The organism is Streptomyces sp. NPDC056373, from assembly GCF_042262425.1.
Classification (GTDB): Bacteria; Actinomycetota; Actinomycetes; order Streptomycetales; family Streptomycetaceae; genus Streptomyces.
This window is the reverse complement of the sequence record NZ_JBHJPX010000002.1, coordinates 16,882-33,795: the sequence shown is the minus strand read 5'-3', so window position 1 is coordinate 33,795 and position 16,914 is coordinate 16,882. Positions and strand designations below refer to the sequence as shown.

14 protein-coding genes are annotated in these 16,914 nt (G+C 73.3%); 11 read left to right on the top strand and 3 right to left on the bottom strand.

The window, feature by feature from the left end; all coding sequences use genetic code 11:
- Positions 1–13 precede the first annotated feature (13 nt).
- Together ACFCXS_RS04140 and ACFCXS_RS04135 are read left to right on the top strand one after the other, a co-directional pair.
- On the top strand, positions 14–544 hold the full coding sequence (locus tag ACFCXS_RS04140) for a GNAT family N-acetyltransferase (protein ID WP_376641545.1): 531 nt from the start codon (positions 14–16) through the stop codon (positions 542–544).
- Positions 545–650: 106 nt separating this feature from the next.
- Positions 651–2,351, top strand: coding sequence for a proline--tRNA ligase (locus ACFCXS_RS04135; protein ID WP_376641544.1), 1,701 nt, complete (start codon positions 651–653; stop codon positions 2,349–2,351).
- 347 nt (positions 2,352–2,698) lie between these two features.
- Here ACFCXS_RS04135 and ACFCXS_RS04130 read toward each other — a convergent pair whose 3' ends face one another.
- From ACFCXS_RS04130 to ACFCXS_RS04120, 3 genes are read right to left on the bottom strand one after another with little or no spacing between them, the layout of a single operon-like run.
- Positions 2,699–3,598 carry an aminoglycoside phosphotransferase family protein gene (locus tag ACFCXS_RS04130; protein WP_376641543.1) on the bottom strand — a complete coding sequence of 300 codons (900 nt, stop codon included), beginning with the start codon at positions 3,596–3,598 and terminating at the stop codon, positions 2,699–2,701.
- A 48-nt stretch (positions 3,599–3,646) separates the two neighbouring features.
- Complete coding sequence (locus ACFCXS_RS04125) at positions 3,647–4,111, bottom strand: ferritin-like domain-containing protein (protein WP_376641542.1); 465 nt, start codon at positions 4,109–4,111, stop codon at positions 3,647–3,649.
- Positions 4,108–4,641: a hypothetical protein gene (locus ACFCXS_RS04120; RefSeq protein ID WP_376641541.1), complete on the bottom strand. Its 534-nt coding sequence runs from the start codon at positions 4,639–4,641 to the stop codon at positions 4,108–4,110. The genes ACFCXS_RS04125 and ACFCXS_RS04120 overlap by 4 nt, the downstream gene beginning before the upstream one ends.
- A gap of 228 nt (positions 4,642–4,869) precedes the next feature.
- On the opposite strand from ACFCXS_RS04120, the gene rimP reads away from it, so the two are divergent.
- The 9 genes from rimP to ACFCXS_RS04075 all read left to right on the top strand — a co-directional run bounded on the left by rimP (position 4,870) and on the right by ACFCXS_RS04075 (position 16,867).
- On the top strand, positions 4,870–5,367 hold the full coding sequence (gene rimP, locus ACFCXS_RS04115) for a ribosome maturation factor RimP (RefSeq protein WP_376641540.1): 498 nt from the start codon (positions 4,870–4,872) through the stop codon (positions 5,365–5,367).
- Positions 5,368–5,369: 2 nt separating this feature from the next.
- The gene (nusA, locus tag ACFCXS_RS04110; protein WP_376641539.1) at positions 5,370–6,368 is read left to right on the top strand and encodes a transcription termination factor NusA; all 999 of its coding nucleotides are present in this window, start codon (positions 5,370–5,372) and stop codon (positions 6,366–6,368) included.
- A 102-nt stretch (positions 6,369–6,470) separates the two neighbouring features.
- Positions 6,471–6,767, top strand: a complete 297-nt coding sequence (locus tag ACFCXS_RS04105; RefSeq protein ID WP_078955822.1) for a YlxR family protein — start codon at positions 6,471–6,473, stop codon at positions 6,765–6,767.
- Between the two features lie 145 nt (positions 6,768–6,912).
- Positions 6,913–10,032: a translation initiation factor IF-2 gene (gene infB / locus ACFCXS_RS04100; RefSeq protein WP_376641538.1), complete on the top strand. Its 3,120-nt coding sequence runs from the start codon at positions 6,913–6,915 to the stop codon at positions 10,030–10,032.
- A gap of 133 nt (positions 10,033–10,165) precedes the next feature.
- Positions 10,166–10,459: a DUF503 domain-containing protein gene (locus ACFCXS_RS04095; RefSeq protein WP_362246655.1), complete on the top strand. Its 294-nt coding sequence runs from the start codon at positions 10,166–10,168 to the stop codon at positions 10,457–10,459.
- Between the two features lie 32 nt (positions 10,460–10,491).
- Complete coding sequence (rbfA, locus tag ACFCXS_RS04090; protein WP_376641537.1) at positions 10,492–10,944, top strand: 30S ribosome-binding factor RbfA; 453 nt, start codon at positions 10,492–10,494, stop codon at positions 10,942–10,944.
- Complete coding sequence (truB, locus tag ACFCXS_RS04085; RefSeq protein ID WP_376641536.1) at positions 10,941–11,846, top strand: tRNA pseudouridine(55) synthase TruB; 906 nt, start codon at positions 10,941–10,943, stop codon at positions 11,844–11,846. The genes rbfA and truB overlap by 4 nt, the downstream gene beginning before the upstream one ends.
- Before the next feature lie 255 nt (positions 11,847–12,101).
- Positions 12,102–15,743, top strand: coding sequence for a trypsin-like peptidase domain-containing protein (locus ACFCXS_RS04080; RefSeq protein ID WP_376641535.1), 3,642 nt, complete (start codon positions 12,102–12,104; stop codon positions 15,741–15,743).
- A 170-nt stretch (positions 15,744–15,913) separates the two neighbouring features.
- Complete coding sequence (locus ACFCXS_RS04075) at positions 15,914–16,867, top strand: bifunctional riboflavin kinase/FAD synthetase (RefSeq protein WP_376641534.1); 954 nt, start codon at positions 15,914–15,916, stop codon at positions 16,865–16,867.
- Positions 16,868–16,914 lie beyond the last annotated feature (47 nt).

Below are 16,914 nucleotides of genomic sequence, written 5' to 3'. Positions count from 1 at the left end.
TAGGCTCCCCGCCATGGACCTGGTGATCGGCCCACTCGACCTCTCCGCCCACGTAGACGAGGCGCTGGCCGTCCAAGCCGTGGCCTTCGGCCTGGGCCCGGACGAGGTAGCGGTCCGCCGCCAGATCGTCCTGCGCCACATGACGTACCCGGGGGCGAGAGCCCTCGGCGCCACAGCCGACGGCAGGCTCGTCGGCTTCGTCTACGGCATGCCCAACGACCGTACCCACTGGTGGTCCACCGTCGTCGAGCCCTACCTCCGCGCACTGCGCAACGACCCCTGGCTCGACCACTCCTTCGTGATCACCGAACTGCACGTCCACCCGGCCTACCAGAACCGCGGCCTCGGACGCTCCCTCATCACCACGATCACCGACGGCGCCGACGAACCCCGGTCGATCCTCTCCGCGATCGACACCGACAGCCCGGCCCGCGCCCTCTACCGCTCCCTCGGCTACCAGGACCTGGCCCGCCAGGTCCTCTTCCCCAGCGCGCCGAAGCCGTACGCGGTGATGGGCGCCCCTCTGCCGCTGCGCCGCGGATAACCGATTTCCACCGCCGCGCACCCCCCGGATAACCTCCTGCCATCACCTTCCCCCGCTCTCGGCTCCGCTCGAGCGAGGGACCCCCAGCAGCAGGAGCAGAGGAACCATGGCAAACGCACCGGTCCAGCGCATGTCCCAGTTGTTGGCGAAGACGTTGCGCGACGACCCGGCCGACGCCGAGGTCCTCAGCCACAAGCTCCTCGTCCGCGCCGGCTACGTACGCCGCACCGCCGCCGGCATCTGGAGCTGGCTGCCCCTCGGCAAGAAGGTGCTGTCCAACGTCGAGCGGATCGTCCGTGAGGAGATGGACGCGGTAGGCGCCCAGGAGGTCCTGCTCCCCGCCATCCTGCCGCGCGAGCCCTACGAGGCCACCGGCCGCTGGGAGGAATACGGCCCCGAGCTGTTCCGCCTGCAGGACCGCAAGGGCGGCGACTACCTCCTCGGCCCCACCCACGAGGAGATCTTCACCCTCCTGGTGAAGGACCAGGCGTCGTCCTACAAGGACCTGCCGGTCATCCTCTACCAGATCCAGAACAAGTACCGCGACGAGGCCCGCCCCCGCGCCGGCATCCTGCGCGGCCGTGAGTTCCTCATGAAGGACTCCTACTCCTTCGACACCGAGGACGAGGGCCTCGCCAAGTCCTACGCCCTGCACCGCGAGGCCTACCAGAAGATCTTCGCGCGCCTCGGCCTCGACTACCGCATCTGCGCGGCGACCGCGGGCGCCATGGGCGGGTCCAAGTCCGAGGAGTTCCTCGCCCCGGCCGAGGCCGGCGAGGACACCTTCGCCGACTGCCCGAACTGCGACTTCGCCGCCAACACCGAGGCGATCACGTACGAGTTGACGTCCGTCGACGCCTCCGGCGTGCCGGCCGCCGAGGACATCCCGACCCCCGACACCCCGACCATCGAGACCCTCGCCGCCCACCTCGGCGTCCCGGCCTCGGCCACGCTGAAGAACCTCCTCGTGAAGGTCGACGGCGAGATCGTCGCCGTCGGCGTCCCCGGGGACCGCGAGGTCGACATGGACAAGGTCGAGGCGCACTTCGCCCCGGCCGCCGTCGAGCTGGTCACCGAGACGGACTTCGCCGCCCGCCCCGACCTGGTCCGCGGCTACGTCGGACCGCAGGGCCTGGACAAGGTCACGTACATCGCCGACCCGCGCGTCGCCCCCGGCACGGCCTGGATCACCGGCGCCAACCAGGCCGGCACGCACACGAAGAACGTCGTCGCGGGCCGTGACTTCGAGGTCGACCAGTACGTCGACGCCGTCGTCGTGCAGGAGGGCGACCCGTGCCCCAAGTGCGGCACCGGCCTCGTCCTCGACCGCGCCATCGAGATCGGCCACATCTTCCAGCTGGGCCGCAAGTACGCCGACGCCCTGAAGCTCGACGTCCTCGGCCAGAACGGCAAGCCGGTCCGCGTCACCATGGGCTCCTACGGCATCGGCGTCTCCCGCGCGGTGGCCGCCCTCGCCGAGCAGAGCGCCGACGACAAGGGCCTGTGCTGGCCCGCCGAGGTCGCCCCGGCCGACGTCCACGTGGTCGCCGCCGGCAAGGCCCTCCAGACCGAACTGGCCCTGGACATCTCCCAGAAGCTGGCCGCGGCCGGTGTCCGAGTCCTGGTCGACGACCGCCCCGGCGTCTCCCCGGGCGTCAAGTTCACCGACTCCGAGCTGATCGGCGTACCGCAGATCCTCGTGGCCGGCCGGCGCGCGGCCGACGGCGTGGTGGAACTGAAGGACCGCCGCACCGGCGAGCGCGAGGAACTGACGGTCGAGGAGGCCGTCGCCCGCCTCACGGCGTAGCCCCGGGAGAGCCGGGCGGACGCCGCTCCGGTCCGCCCGGGCCCTCGGGCCTTCGAAGCAGGAACCTGACGGATTTCGGGGCCGGACCTATCCGGAGTCCCGGGCCGGGCCGAGCCCGAGTCCCGGGTCGGGCCGATCCGGAGTTCCGGGTCGGCTCTAACAGGAGTTCCGGGTCGGGCCGAGCCCGAGTCCCGGGTCGGCTCTAACAGGAGTTCCGGGTCGCGCCGAGCCCGAGTCCCGGGCCGATCCCGAGTTCCGGGCCGGGCCGATCCCGAGTTCCGGGTCGGGCCGAACCGGAGGGCGGGTCCGCGGTCCGTCCCCCGAACCCCACCGATCGGTTCCGCGCCCTACAGCCACCCCGCGAATTCCAGCAACAACTCCGCATCCCGCGGCCGCCCGACCCGCCCCGCCCGCACGCCCGACTCCACGGCCCGGAACAGCGTCCAGCCCCGCAGCCGCTCCTGGTCCACGTCGAGGGACTCGGCGAGCCGCTTCACCCGCCGCCGGGTGGTGGCCGGGCCGGACGGCTGGGCGATCAGGTCCTCCACCCGGTCCCGGACCAGCCGCGCCAGATCGAAGGCGCACTCGCCGACCACCGGGTCGGGCCCCACGGCCAGCCACGGCATCCGCTCCCCGCCGAGCACCTTGCTCTGCCGGAACGTGCCGTGCAGCAGCCGGTGCTCGGGCGGCGCGGCCAGCAACTCCTCACGCGCCGCCAGCGCCGGCTCGACCAGCGCGGCCACCTCGGGCACGGCCCGGGCCCGCGCCCGCATCGCCTCGGCCTGCCGCCCGGTCCGTTCGGCGACCGTCTCGAAGGGGAAGTCGGCGGGTGGCTCCACCCACAGCCGCCGCAGCGTTCCCGCCGCCTCCAGCAGCGCCTTCGCCTCCGGCAGCGACCGCACCGACACATCCGGATGCAGCCGCTCCAGCAGCAGCACGCCCTCGGTCGACGTGGCTTCGAGCAGCTGTACGGCACCGCGCCCGGCCCAGTGCACGAGCGCGGCCCGCTCCGCCTCCGGACGGGCCCGGCCCGGCGCCAGCTTGAGCACGGCGGGCGTCCCGTCGGCCGCCCGCACCAGCACGACCAGGCTGCTGCGCCCACCGGGCACCTGCACCCGCTCCACGGTCAACTCGCGTAGCGCGACGGCCTGCTGCGCCGCCTCGGGCAGCTTCTCCAGCCAGTCGTCACCGTCCGGCGCCGTCTCACCGAGCGCCCTCACCAGACGCTTCGGCGGTTCGAAAACCATGCGCGAGTCGTTCCCTTCGTGCTGTCCGCGGTGCGTGCCCTGCGCGGGTCACGCCGTCGGCGCCGCCGAGGGCGGGGCCGTGCCGGCCCGCTCGGCGAGCCCAGGGAAGGCTACGCTCTCGCCGCGCCAGCGCACCGCCCGCACCGCCGCCTCCCGCAGCGCCTCGGCAGCCAGCGCCCGCCGCCCACCGCCCGCCGCGCGCACCAGGTCGGCGTACACCCCGGCCACCCGGTCCTCCAGCTCGGCGGCGAGCCGCACGGCCGCCGCCGCGTCCGGCACCTGGAAGGGCAGTGCGTAACCGGCCGACGCGGCCACCGGCCGGCCCCCCAGGTCCTTGACCTCGCGCACCAGCGCGTCCCTGCGCGCCCGGTGGGCGTCGTACGCCGTGGCCGCCTCGGTGCGCCGCCCCTCGCCGATCCTCCCGCCGACGACGCCGTACCCGTAGACCGCCGCGTGCTCGGCCGCCAGCGCGGCCTGCAGTGCCCGCAGCTCCCCGTCCTTCTCCGCGCTCACGCGTCACCCTTCGTCAGCAGGTACACATGCGCCGTCCCGGCCGCCGCCACCGACGCCAGCAGCCGCGCCAGCTCGCCCGGAACCCCGCCCAGCGCCTTCACCCGCCGGTCGGCGAGCTCCCGCTCCGCCGCGGCGAGCCCGGCGAGGGCGTCCTTGTCGTTCCCCGGCACCTCCGTCGACGGCGACGGAGAGGCCGACGCGGACACCGCAGCCGACGGGGACGCCGAAGGCGATGCTTTTCGGCCACCGCCGAACGCCTGCACGTGCCGTACGACCTCCTCGCGCAGCGGCCCCAGCAGGCCCGTGAGCCCCGGCCGGGCGGCGATCACCGCGTCGTAGCGCTCCGCCAGCCCCTCGCTGTCGCGCGCCGCACGCGCGCGTGCCCGGTCGGCGGCAGCCGTACCGTCCCCGGCCGGGCCGCCGGGGTCCCCGCCGGTGCAGCCCGAGAGGGCGAGGGCCGCCGGGGCGACGGCGAGCAGACTCCTTCTGCGCGGCCCCGAGCGGGTACGCGGCGATGGGGGGAACGGCACGTCAGACGTCCTCGGGGCTCGTGTCGAGAAACATTCGAGAAACACTTCGAGAGAGAAGGGACCGCAAGGGCTGCACGCCCGTGATCACGGTACCCGGGCCTGCGTCCGGCATCACTCAGCGGCACCGTTCGTGACCGGGTGGACGGCAACACTCCCCGCGACCGGATACCCTTTGACCAGACACGCGACCCATCCCACAACAGCACACGCGGCCGAGGAGTCACCCGGATGAGCACCACCCAGAGCGAGAGGCTGCGAGAGCTACTGGAACCGCTCGTCAGCTCCCAGGGCCTGGATCTCGAGGAGATCGAGGTGGACTCCGTCGGACGCAAGCGTGTGCTGCGCGTCGTCGTCGACTCGGACACGGGCGCCGACCTGGACCAGATCGCCGATGTGAGCCGTGCGCTCTCGGCGAAGCTCGACGAGACGGACGCGATGGGCGAGGGCGAGTACACCCTCGAGGTCGGCACCCCGGGCGCGGAGCGCCTCCTCTCGGAGCACCGCCACTACGTCCGCGCCACGGACCGGCTGGTGAAGTTCCAGCTGGCCGAGGGTGACGAACTGGTCGCCAGGATCCTGAAGGTCGACGACGAGGGTGTGGACACCGAGGTGCCCGGCGTGAAGGGCCGCAAGGCCACCGCGCGCAGGATCGCCTTCGACGACGTCGTCCGGGCGCGTGTCCAGGTCGAGTTCAGCCGCAAGGACAAGAAGGAAGAGGAGGCGTAGCCGTGGACATCGACATGAGCGCCCTGCGGGGCTTGGTTCGGGAGAAGGAGATCTCCTTCGACCTGCTGGTCGAGGCGATCGAGTCGGCCCTCCTCATCGCCTACCACCGCACCGAGGGAAGCCGCCGTCACGCGCGCGTGGAGCTCAACCGGGAGACCGGCCATGTGACCGTGTGGGCGAAGGAGGACCCCGACGACCTCGAGGAGGGCCAGGAGGCCCGCGAGTTCGACGACACCCCGTCCGGTTTCGGCCGCATCGCCGCCACCACGGCCAAGCAGGTCATCCTGCAGCGCCTGCGCGACGCCGAGGACGACGCGACGCTCGGTGAGTACGCCGGCCGCGAGGGCGACATCGTCACCGGAGTGGTCCAGCAGGGCCGCGACCCGAAGAACGTGCTCGTCGACATCGGCAAGCTGGAGGCCATCCTGCCCGTGCAGGAGCAGGTGCCGGGCGAGACCTACCCGCACGGCATGCGCCTGCGCTCCTACGTCGTCCGGGTGGCCAAGGGCGTCCGCGGGCCCTCCGTCACCCTGTCGCGCACGCACCCCAACCTGGTGAAGAAGCTCTTCGCCCTGGAGGTGCCGGAGATCGCCGACGGTTCGGTGGAGATCTCCGCGATCGCCCGCGAGGCCGGCCACCGCACGAAGATCGCCGTACGGTCCACCCGCTCGGGCCTGAACGCCAAGGGCGCCTGCATCGGCCCCATGGGCGGCCGTGTACGCAACGTCATGGCCGAGCTGAACGGTGAGAAGATCGACATCGTGGACTGGTCGGACGACCCGGCCGACATGGTGGCGAACGCGCTGTCCCCGGCCCGGGTCTCCAAGGTGGAGATCGTGGACATGGCGACCCGGTCGGCCCGGGTGACCGTGCCCGACTACCAGCTGTCCCTGGCCATCGGCAAGGAGGGGCAGAACGCCCGCCTCGCGGCCCGGCTGACCGGCTGGCGGATCGACATCCGCCCGGACACCGAGCCGGCCGCGGCCGGCTCCGAGGAATAGATCCAAGCCGCGCGCCGTTCAGATCACGACAGGTTCATGCGCGGCAACTGTTCGAATCCTGCCCCAAAGGGGTGAGGAGCGTACGGGGAGGTAGACTTAGCAGTGTCTGGCCGGACGCGCGCCCGCGCATGCCCTGAACGCACCTGTGTGGGGTGTCGGGAGCGAGCGGCCAAGGCCGAACTGCTGCGGATCGTAGCGATCAAGGACGCGTGCGTCCCTGATCCACGCGGTACGCTGCCCGGCCGGGGTGCGTACGTACACCCCGCACCGGTCTGTCTCGACCAGGCGGTACGCCGCCGGGCGTTCCCGAGGGCACTGCGCGTCCCGGGACCGCTCGACACAAAGGCGTTGCGCCAGTACGTCGAGCAGACGACAGTTGCCGAGCAGGCAACACGGTAAGACGTGCCGCACGGAACCCCGTGCGGCTAGGTACCTCGCGAGTCGAAAGCAGGTCGAGATTGCGATGAGCACTCGATGAGTACGCGATGAGTACGCCCATGAACTAGCGACGGTCCGGACGCAACCCGGACCTCAAAGGAGCGAAGTGGCTAAGGTCCGGGTCTACGAACTCGCCAAGGAGTTCGGCGTCGAGAGCAAGGTCGTCATGGCCAAGCTCCAGGAACTCGGTGAATTCGTCCGTTCGGCGTCTTCGACGATCGAAGCGCCCGTTGTACGCAAGCTGACGGACGCCCTCCAGCAGGGCAGCGGAGGCGGCAAGCCCGCCCCCGCCCGCAAGGCTGCCCCGGCGAAGCCGGGTGCCCCCTCTCCCGCGCAGGCCGCCCGTCCGGCCGCCCCGCGCCCGCCGGCCCCCAAGCCGGCCGCCGAGAAGCCCGCGGCTCCCGCCGCGCCGGCCACTCCCGGCCCCCGTCCCACCCCGGGCCCGAAGCCCGCGCCGCGGCCCGCCCCGGCGTCCCCGGCTCCGACCACGCCCGAGTTCACGGCACCCCCGGCGGCCCCCGCCGCACCGGCCGCCTCTCAGGGCCAGGGTCAGGGCCAGGGCTCCGGCCCGCGTCCGGGCGCCCCGCGTCCGGCCGGCCAGGCGCCGCGCCCCGGTGCCCCCCGTCAGGGCGGCCCCGGTCAGGGTGGCCAGGGCCGTGGTGACCGCGGCGACCGTCCCGGCGCTCCGCGCCCGGGTGGCGGCGCCCCGCGTCCCGGTGCCCGTCCGGCGGGTCCCCGTCCGGGCAACAACCCCTTCACCTCCGGCGGCTCCACCGGCATGGCGCGCCCGCAGGCGCCCCGTCCGGGCGGCGCCCCGCGTCCGGGCGGCCCCGGTGCGCCCGGTGGCGCCCCGCGTCCGCAGGGCCAGGGCGGCCAGGGCGGTCCCCGCCCGCAGGGTGCCGGCGGCGGTCCTCGTCCGCAGGCTCCGGGCGGCGCGCGTCCGACCCCGGGCGGCATGCCCCGTCCGCAGGGCGGCGGCCCGCGTCCCGGCGGCGGTCCCGGCGGACCGCGTCCGAACCCCGGCATGATGCCGCAGCGTCCGGCTGCCGGCCCGCGTCCCGGCGGCGGTGGCCCCGGCGGCCGCGGTCCCGGCGGCGGCGGTCGTCCCGGTGGCGGCGGCGGTCGCCCGGGTGGCGGCGGCTTCGCCGGTCGTCCCGGTGGCGGCGGTGGCGGTTTCGCCGGTCGTCCCGGTGGTCCCGGTGGCGGTGGCGGCGGTTTCGCCGGTCGTCCCGGTGGTCCCGGCGGCGGTGGCCGTCCCGGCTTCGGTGGTCGTCCCGGCGGTCCCGGTGGCCGTGGTGGCACGCAGGGTGCGTTCGGCCGTCCCGGCGGTCCGGCGCGTCGTGGCCGCAAGTCGAAGCGGCAGAGGCGCCAGGAGTACGAGGCCATGCAGGCCCCGTCGGTCGGCGGTGTGATGCTGCCTCGCGGCAACGGCGAGACCGTTCGCCTGTCGCGCGGTGCCTCGCTCACCGACTTCGCGGAGAAGATCAACGCCAACCCGGCGTCGCTCGTCGCGGTCATGATGAACCTCGGCGAGATGGTCACGGCCACGCAGTCCGTCTCCGACGAGACGCTGCAGCTCCTCGCCGACGAGATGAACTACACGGTTCAGATCGTCAGCCCGGAGGAGGAGGACCGCGAGCTCCTCGAGTCCTTCGACATCGAGTTCGGCGAGGACGAGGGCGACGAGGAGGACCTGATGGTCCGCCCGCCCGTCGTCACCGTCATGGGTCACGTCGACCACGGTAAGACCCGGCTCCTCGACGCCATCCGCAAGACGAACGTCATCGCGGGCGAGGCCGGCGGCATCACCCAGCACATCGGTGCCTACCAGGTCGCGACCGAGGTCAACGAGGAAGAGCGCAAGATCACCTTCATCGACACCCCGGGTCACGAGGCGTTCACCGCCATGCGTGCCCGTGGTGCGCGGTCGACGGACATCGCGATCCTCGTCGTCGCGGCCAACGACGGCGTCATGCCGCAGACGGTCGAGGCGCTCAACCACGCCAAGGCGGCCGAGGTCCCGATCGTCGTCGCGGTCAACAAGATCGACGTCGAGGGTGCCGACCCGACCAAGGTGCGCGGTCAGCTGACCGAGTACGGCCTGGTGGCCGAGGAGTACGGCGGCGACACCATGTTCGTCGACATCTCCGCCAAGCAGGGTCTGCACATCGACTCCCTGCTGGAGGCCGTGGTCCTCACCGCGGACGCCTCGCTCGACCTGCGGGCCAACCCGCACCAGGACGCGCAGGGCATCTCGATCGAGTCCCGCCTCGACCGCGGCCGTGGTGCCGTGTCGACGGTCCTCGTCCAGCGCGGCACTCTGCGGGTCGGCGACACCATGGTGGTCGGCGACGCGTACGGCCGAGTCCGGGCGATGCACGACGACAACGGCAACAGCGTCGCCGAGGCCGGTCCCTCGACGCCGGTTCAGGTCCTCGGCCTGACCAACGTCCCGGGTGCGGGCGACAACTTCCTGGTGGTCGACGAGGACCGTACGGCCCGTCAGATCGCCGAGAAGCGCGCCGCCCGTGAGCGCAACGCCGCGTTCGCCAAGCGCACGCGCCGCGTGTCGCTGGAGGACCTGGACAAGGTGCTGAAGGCCGGCGAGGTCCAGCAGCTGAACCTGATCATCAAGGGTGACGCTTCCGGATCCGTCGAGGCGCTCGAGTCCTCGCTGCTCCAGCTGGACGTCGGCGAAGAGGTCGACATCCGCGTCCTGCACCGTGGTGTCGGTGCGGTCACGGAGTCCGACATCGACCTGGCCATGGGCTCCGACGCCATCGTCATCGGCTTCAACGTGCGCGCCGCCGGGCGTGCGCAGCAGATGGCCGAGCGCGAGGGTGTCGACGTCCGGTACTACTCGGTCATCTACCAGGCGATCGAGGAGATCGAGGCGGCCCTCAAGGGCATGCTCAAGCCGGAGTACGAAGAGGTCGAGCTCGGTACGGCGGAGATCCGCGAGGTCTTCAAGTCGTCCAAGCTGGGCAACATCGCGGGTGTTCTCATCCGCTCCGGCGAGGTCAAGCGCAACACCAAGGCGCGCCTCATCCGCGACGGCAAGGTGGTCGCGGAGAACCTCAACATCGAGGGTCTGCGTCGCTTCAAGGACGACGTCACCGAGATCCGCGAAGGGTTCGAGGGCGGTATCAACCTCGGCAACTTCAACGACATCAAGGTCGACGACGTCATCGCGACGTACGAGATGCGCGAGAAGCCGCGCGTCTGACCTGAGCCACGATCGGGGCCGATCGGCGGGACTTATTCCGTCGATCGGCCCCGGCCGTTGCGTGTACGGTTCCCGTATCGGCGTCGAAGCGTGGCGCCCGTACCCCGAACCGGCGGGACATCCGGATACACACATGTATGTGGGGACTCTGTCCTTCGATCTGCTCCTCGGCGACGTCCACTCGCTCAAGGAAAAACGCTCTGTCGTCCGCCCGATCGTGGCCGAACTCCAGCGCAAGTACGGGGTGAGCGCGGCCGAGACGGGTAACCAGGACCTCCACCGCCGGGCCGAGATCGGGCTCGCGATGGTCTCGGGCGAGACGGGGCACCTCACCGACGTACTGGACCGCTGTGAGCGGCTCGTCGCCGGGCGGCCCGAAATCGAACTGCTCTCGGTTCGACGCAGGCTCCACAGCGACGAAGACTGAAGCAACAAGAAAGCACTTAAGGAGACGGACCAGTGGCCGACAACGCGCGCGCCAAAAGGCTGGCGGACCTCATCCGAGAGGTGGTGGCCCAGAAGCTGCAGCGCGGGATCAAGGACCCGCGGCTCGGCTCGCACGTCACCATCACGGACACCCGGGTGACGGGTGACCTCAGGGAGGCGACCGTCTTCTACACGGTGTACGGGGACGACGAGGAGCGCGTGGCGGCCGCAGCCGGCCTGGAGAGCGCCAAGGGCATCCTGCGCTCCGAGGTGGGCCGGGCCGCCGGTGTGAAGTTCACGCCGACCCTGACCTTCGTCATGGACGCCCTGCCGGACAACGCCCGCACCATCGAGGACCTCCTCGACAAGGCGCGCCAGTCCGACGAGAAGGTGCGCGAGGCGTCCGCGGGCGCCAAGTACGCCGGCGAGGCCGACCCGTACCGCAAGCCCGACGAGGCCGACGAGACGGACGACAGCACCGAATGACCCAGAAGCCCACCACGCCCGACGGCCTTGTCATCGTCGACAAGCCGTCGGGCTTCACTTCGCACGACGTCGTCGCCAAGATGCGCGGCATCGCCAGGACGCGACGCGTCGGGCACGCCGGCACCCTCGACCCGATGGCGACGGGCGTCCTCGTCCTCGGCGTCGAGAAGGCCACCAAGCTCCTCGGCCACCTCGCGCTGACCGAGAAGGAGTACCTGGGCACCATCCGGCTCGGGCAGAACACCCTCACGGACGACGCCGAGGGGGATATCACCTCCTCCGTGGACGCCTCCGAGGTCACCCGCGACGCCATCGACGCCGGTGTCGCCGCGCTGACCGGCGACATCATGCAGGTGCCCTCCAAGGTCAGCGCCATCAAGATCAACGGCGTGCGGTCGTACAAGCGGGCCCGCGAGGGCGAGGAGTTCGAGATCCCGGCCCGGCCGGTCACCGTCTCGTCCTTCGGCGTGTACGACGTCCGGGACGCCGTCGCCGACGACGGCACGGCCGTCCTCGACCTGGTCGTCTCGGTCGTCTGCTCCTCCGGCACCTACATCCGGGCCCTGGCGCGCGATCTGGGTGCCGGTCTGGGGGTCGGCGGTCACCTCACCGCGCTGCGCCGCACCCGCGTCGGCCCGTACAAGCTGGACGCGGCCCGCACCCTCGACCAGCTCCAGGAGGAGCTGACCGTGATGCCGATGGCCGAGGCCGCCGCGGCCGCGTTCCGCCGGTGGGACGTCGACGCCCGGCGGGCCAAGCTGCTCACCAACGGCGTCCGGCTGGAGATGCCCGAGACGTACGCGGGCTCCGGCCCCGTCGCCGTCTTCGACCCGGAGGGCCGCTTCCTCGCGCTCGTCGAGGAGCAGCGGGGCAAGGCCAGGAGTCTGGCCGTCTTCGCCTGACGGACCGCCGAGCGGGTGTCCGCCCGTGGAGCGGCGGCCACGGGGTACCTCCACTGCCGCCGCTCCACGGTCCCCCTCGGTTCCCCCACCCCTAGGCTTATCCAGCCGCCCCCGTTCCTTCACCCGTTTGTGCGGGCGCTCGGAGTGAACCGGGGGAGCGGAAGGGGGCGCTTTCACGGAGCGATCTGTCCTGCTGATCATCCCGCCCCTACTGTCGAACACGAGGGCACGGGTGTACGGCGGGGAGGCTCGACGATGGCGTCGCGGAACCGGTCCCGGGAGACGGACGACAGCCCACAAGGCTCCCCGGACCGCCCCGGAACAGCAGGGCACGAGGGCGGGGCGGTGCCGTGGTCCGGGGCAGGGCACAAGGGCGGGGCGGTCCCGGGCTCCCGGACGGCGGGGCCCGAGGGGAGGGCGCCCCTCGCCCCTGGGACAGCGGGGCCCGAGGGTGAGGCAGTGCACGGCCCCGGGACAACAGGGCCCGAGGGGCGGGCGTTCCCCGGCCCCGGGACAGCGGGACATGACGTGGGGGCCGTCCCCGGCGACCGTCTCGTCCGTGTCCACGATCCGGCCGGCCGCCCCCGCGGCACCGGCTTCCTGGCCGACCACCACGGCACACTGATCACCAGCCACGAGGCCGTCGACGGCCTGCCCCGGCTCGTGCTGCACGGGGCCGGTGGCCGCCGCCGGGTCGTGTCCGCCGACGCCGTCACCCCGCTGCCCGCGCTGGACCTGGCGCTCGTACGGACCGAGGGGCTCGGTGTGGCGCCGATGCCCGTGACCGTGCGGGAGGGGCCGGGAACCGGCGCCTATGTACGGATCGCCGCGGGCGGCTGGCGCGAGGCGCGGGTGCTCGGCCCGGCCTCCGTGACGTATGCGGCCGCGGACCGTTTCCACCGCCTCGACGACGTGCTGGAGCTGGCGGTCGGCACGGCGGGGCGGGACGCGCTGCGACTGGGCGGGGGAGCGGCCGGCGGCCCCGTGCTCGACGCCGGGACCGGCGCCGTCGTCGGAGTCCTCGGCACCGCGCTCAGCTCCGGCCATCGTGACGTCGGGTTCGCCGTACCGCTGCGTGCGGGGGCCCGCGGAGCGGTGGGCCCGCTCGCCGGGCTGCTCGCCGAGAACGCCGCGACGGTCCCCGCCTTCGGGGCCGATCTGAACCTCGCCGGGGTGCTGGAACTGACCAGCGGATCGGCGGCTCTGGACGGTCCGCCCGGCGGGACGGGAGTCCCGGAGCCGGTCGAACGGGCGGGTGTGGCCGCCGAGTTCGACGCCTTCGCGGCAGGCACGGCGGCCGTCGCCGGCCTCGTCGGGGCACCCGGCAGCGGTCGTACGACCGAACTCGCCGCGCTCGCCGCGCGCCGCGGCCGCAGCGGGTACCCCACGCTCTGGCTGCGTGGCTGCGACCTGCGGGACGACGACACGTCGGTGGCGGACGCGGTCCGCAGGGCCCTCACCCGGGCCGTCCCCGTCGTGGCCGGCGCGCAGGCCTCCTCTCCGCACGCCCTGCCCTCCCCGGCCGGCCCGGGGGACATGACCCCCGAACGCCTCGCGCGCCTGGCCGGGTCTGTCGGCAGGCCCCTGCTGCTCCTGCTGGACGACCCCGAGGGGATGCCCCCGGCGGTGGCCCGCCGTCTGGCCGACTGGGCGGGCGGGACCCTGCGGTGGCTCACGGAGACGGGAGCGCGGCTGGTGACGGCCTGCCGGCCGGAGTACTGGGAGGAGGTGTGCGGCCTGCTGCACCGTCCGGCGTGCGTACGACTCGGCGACCTCACCGAGGACGAGGCCCGGGAGGCCCGGCTGCGGTACGGCATCGGCGAGGGCGCCCTCGCCGGCACCGACGCCCGGCACCCCCTCACCCTGCGCCTGCTCGCCGAGATCCGGGACGAGCTCACCGACGCGTCCGCAACGCCGGTCCTGCTCACCGGCCCCGTCGGCCGGGACGAGGTCTTCTCCGCCTACCTGGACCTGATGTCACTGCGCATCGCCACCCGGCTGGCCACGGGCAACGGCCTGCACGGCACGGCCGTACGCCGCCTGGCGGCCGGGGTCGCCGGGCAGGTGCACGAGGCCGCCCGGCGCGGCCTCGGCCCGGGGCAGGGGGACCTGGACCGGGCGGCGTTCGAGGCGGTGTTCCCGTGGGGCAGAGGGCCGGAGCGGCTGGGCGGCTGCTCCGGCTGGGCGTCGGCCGTGCTCGCCGAGGGCCTGCTCGTTCCGGCCGGGCCCGGCTACCGCTTCGCGCACGAGGGACTGGCCGACTGGCTCCAGGGCACGCACCTCGACCTCGACGAGGCCCTGCACGCCCTCGTCCACCGCGGCGAGGACGCGCAGACCGACCCTGTGCCGCGGCACCGCATCGGGCCGGTGGTCCAGGCCCTGCTCTGCCTCGCCCGCCAGCACGGCGCCGGTCACCTGACCTCCCGCCTGGCCGACCTGGTGCACGCGCTGGACGCCGACCCGCGATCCTGGTGGGCCGTACGGCTGCTCGCCGGGACCCTGTCGGCCCTGCCCGACGCGGCACCGTACACGGACGTGCTGCGGCTGCTCGCCGACCGGATCGTGGCCTGGCGACTGCAGGAGCGGCCCGTGCCGGAGGAGCTCGGACCCTCCTTCTGGACCGGCGTACGGCTTCCGCTGGAGGCGCGCTGCGCGCTGCTGCGCCGGCTGGTCCATGCCGACCGGCCGCCGTGCGAGGCCGGGCCCCGGTTCCTGGACGCGGTCGCCGGACTCCTCACCGGCGACCCCACCGCCGTGCAACCCCAGCTCGTCCGCTGGTTCGACGACGAGCAGCCGCTGCCCGCCACCCCGCACGTGACCGTGGCCACGGCCGCGCAGGTGCTGCTGCACACCTACCGCCACCCCGCCCTGGACGAACTGACGGACGTGCTCGTCGACCGCGCGCACCCACGGGCCGACGAACTGCTCGCCGTGCTCGCCGAGGAGGAGCCGTCGGCGGTGTGCCGGGCCGCCGACCGGTGGGCGCGCGACGAGCGGCCCGCGCGGCGCAGCGCCGCGATCGCGCACGGACTGCGCGTCGCGCCGCACGTGAGCACAGGAGGCGACCGGGCTCTCCTGCGCTACGCGGCCCTCACCCTGCTCGCCCGCCCCGCCGACCGCGCCCTGCACGGCGGCGCACTCGCCCTCCTCGTCCAGGACCCCCACACCCGGGCCCGCTACCTCCCGCGGGCGCTGGAGCACTTCGCGGCGGGCGACCCGCGGTTCTCGCCGGACGCACTGGCCGGAGCCCTCGTGACCGACCCCGAGCCGGTCCTCGCCGCCTTCGCGGCCCGGCTGGAGCGGCCGGACGCGGAGGAGGCGCTGCGCGCACTCGCCGACGCGACGCCGCCGGGTCTGGCCCGGCCGGTCGCCGCGCTGCTGTGCCGGGTGGCGCGCGGGCGGCCGGAACTCGCCGGGCAGGTGGCCGCCTACGCGGACCAGCGGCTCGACCGGGGCCCCGACGCCCGGGCCGTGCTCCTGCCCCTGGTCACCGGCCTGCTGGAGGACGGGGACGTGCGGCTGCGCTGCGTCCTCGCCACCGTCCTCACCCCGCCCGGCATCCCCGCCTCGCGCCCGCTGCGCCGCGAACTGCGTGACGTCCTCCTCGCCCGTGAGCACGACACCGACGTCCTGGAAGCACTGCTGCACACCGCCGCCCGCAACGGCGGCGACGACCTGCGCGACCTCGTCCACCGCGTCGGACTGCTCCTCGTGCGCACCCCTCAGGGCGCCACCCGCTTCGATCGCGCCCTGGTCGACCTGGGCCGGCACGTGCCCGGTTTCGCCGCCCGCGTGGCCGCCTGGCTGGACCGGTCGCCCGGGGAGTGGGAGGCGCTGGTCGGGCCAAGCTCCCACCGGATGATCGGGAACCTGGCGGGCGCCGGCGCCTCCGTGTGACAGGCCTTCCGGGACCGGGACCGCAGTACGGTGTCGTGCGCCCTGTCACAGCGCCCATGCCGATGCGGGCAGGCGGCACCCGGCATGGCACCCTTAGACCTGCGCACGAGGCAACGACGGACAACCGACCGGACACGAGTTCGACGAGTTTTCGACAAGGAGCAGGCACAGTGCAGCGCTGGCGTGGCTTGGAGGACATCCCCCAGGACTGGGGGCGCAGCGTCGTCACCATCGGCTCCTACGACGGAGTGCACCGCGGGCACCAGCTGATCATCCGGCATGCCGTGGACCGTGCCCGGGAACTGGGCGTGCCCGCCGTCGTCGTGACCTTCGACCCGCACCCCAGCGAGGTCGTCCGCCCCGGCAGCCACCCGCCGCTGCTCGCCCCGCACCACCGCCGCGCCGAACTCATGGCGGACCTGGGCGTGGACGCGGTGCTCATCCTCCCCTTCACGACCGAGTTCTCGAAGCTGTCGCCAGCCGACTTCGTCGTCAAGGTCCTCGTGGACAAGCTGCACGCCAAGGCCGTCGTCGAGGGCCCGAACTTCCGCTTCGGCCACAAGGCCGCCGGGAACGTGGAGTTCCTGTCCACGCAGGGCAAGACCTACGACTTCGAGGTCGAGGTCGTCGACCTGTACGTGACGGGTGAAGCGGGCGGCGGGGAGCCGTTCTCCTCCACGCTGACGCGGCGGCTGGTCGCCGAGGGCGACGTCCGGGGCGCGGCGGAGATCCTGGGCCGTCCGCACCGGGTCGAGGGCGTCGTCGTCCGGGGGGCCCAGCGCGGGCGGGAACTCGGTTTCCCGACGGCCAACGTCGAGACGCTGCCGCACACCGCCATTCCGGCCGACGGTGTGTACGCGGGCTGGCTGCACGCCCAGGGCGAGGCGATGCCGGCGGCGATCTCCGTCGGGACGAACCCGCAGTTCGAGGGGACCGAGCGGACGGTGGAGGCGTACGCCATCGACCGGGTGGGGCTCGATCTGTACGGGTTGCACGTCGCGGTCGACTTCCTGGCGTTCGTGCGGGGGCAGGCGAAGTTCGAGACGTTGGACGCGTTGCTGGAGCAGATGGGCCGGGACGTGGAGAAGTGCGGGGAGTTGGTGGCGGCCGAGGGGACTGCCTAGTCTTCTCGTGGGCCGTCTGCGGGTGCTTCGTGGCTTGTCGCGCAGTT

Excerpts from the sequence above, each read along its gene's own strand:
- ACFCXS_RS04140 (WP_376641545.1), top strand. The coding sequence starts at position 14 with ATGGACCTGGTGATCGGCCCACTCGACCTCTCCGCCCACGTAGACGAG.
- ACFCXS_RS04135 (WP_376641544.1), top strand. The coding sequence starts at position 651 with ATGGCAAACGCACCGGTCCAGCGCATGTCCCAGTTGTTGGCGAAGACG.
- ACFCXS_RS04130 (WP_376641543.1), bottom strand. The coding sequence starts at position 3,598 with ATGGTTTTCGAACCGCCGAAGCGTCTGGTGAGGGCGCTCGGTGAGACG.
- rimP (WP_376641540.1), top strand. The coding sequence starts at position 4,870 with ATGAGCACCACCCAGAGCGAGAGGCTGCGAGAGCTACTGGAACCGCTC.
- ACFCXS_RS04095 (WP_362246655.1), top strand. The coding sequence starts at position 10,166 with ATGTATGTGGGGACTCTGTCCTTCGATCTGCTCCTCGGCGACGTCCAC.
- truB (WP_376641536.1), top strand. The coding sequence starts at position 10,941 with ATGACCCAGAAGCCCACCACGCCCGACGGCCTTGTCATCGTCGACAAG.
- ACFCXS_RS04080 (WP_376641535.1), top strand. The coding sequence starts at position 12,102 with ATGGCGTCGCGGAACCGGTCCCGGGAGACGGACGACAGCCCACAAGGC.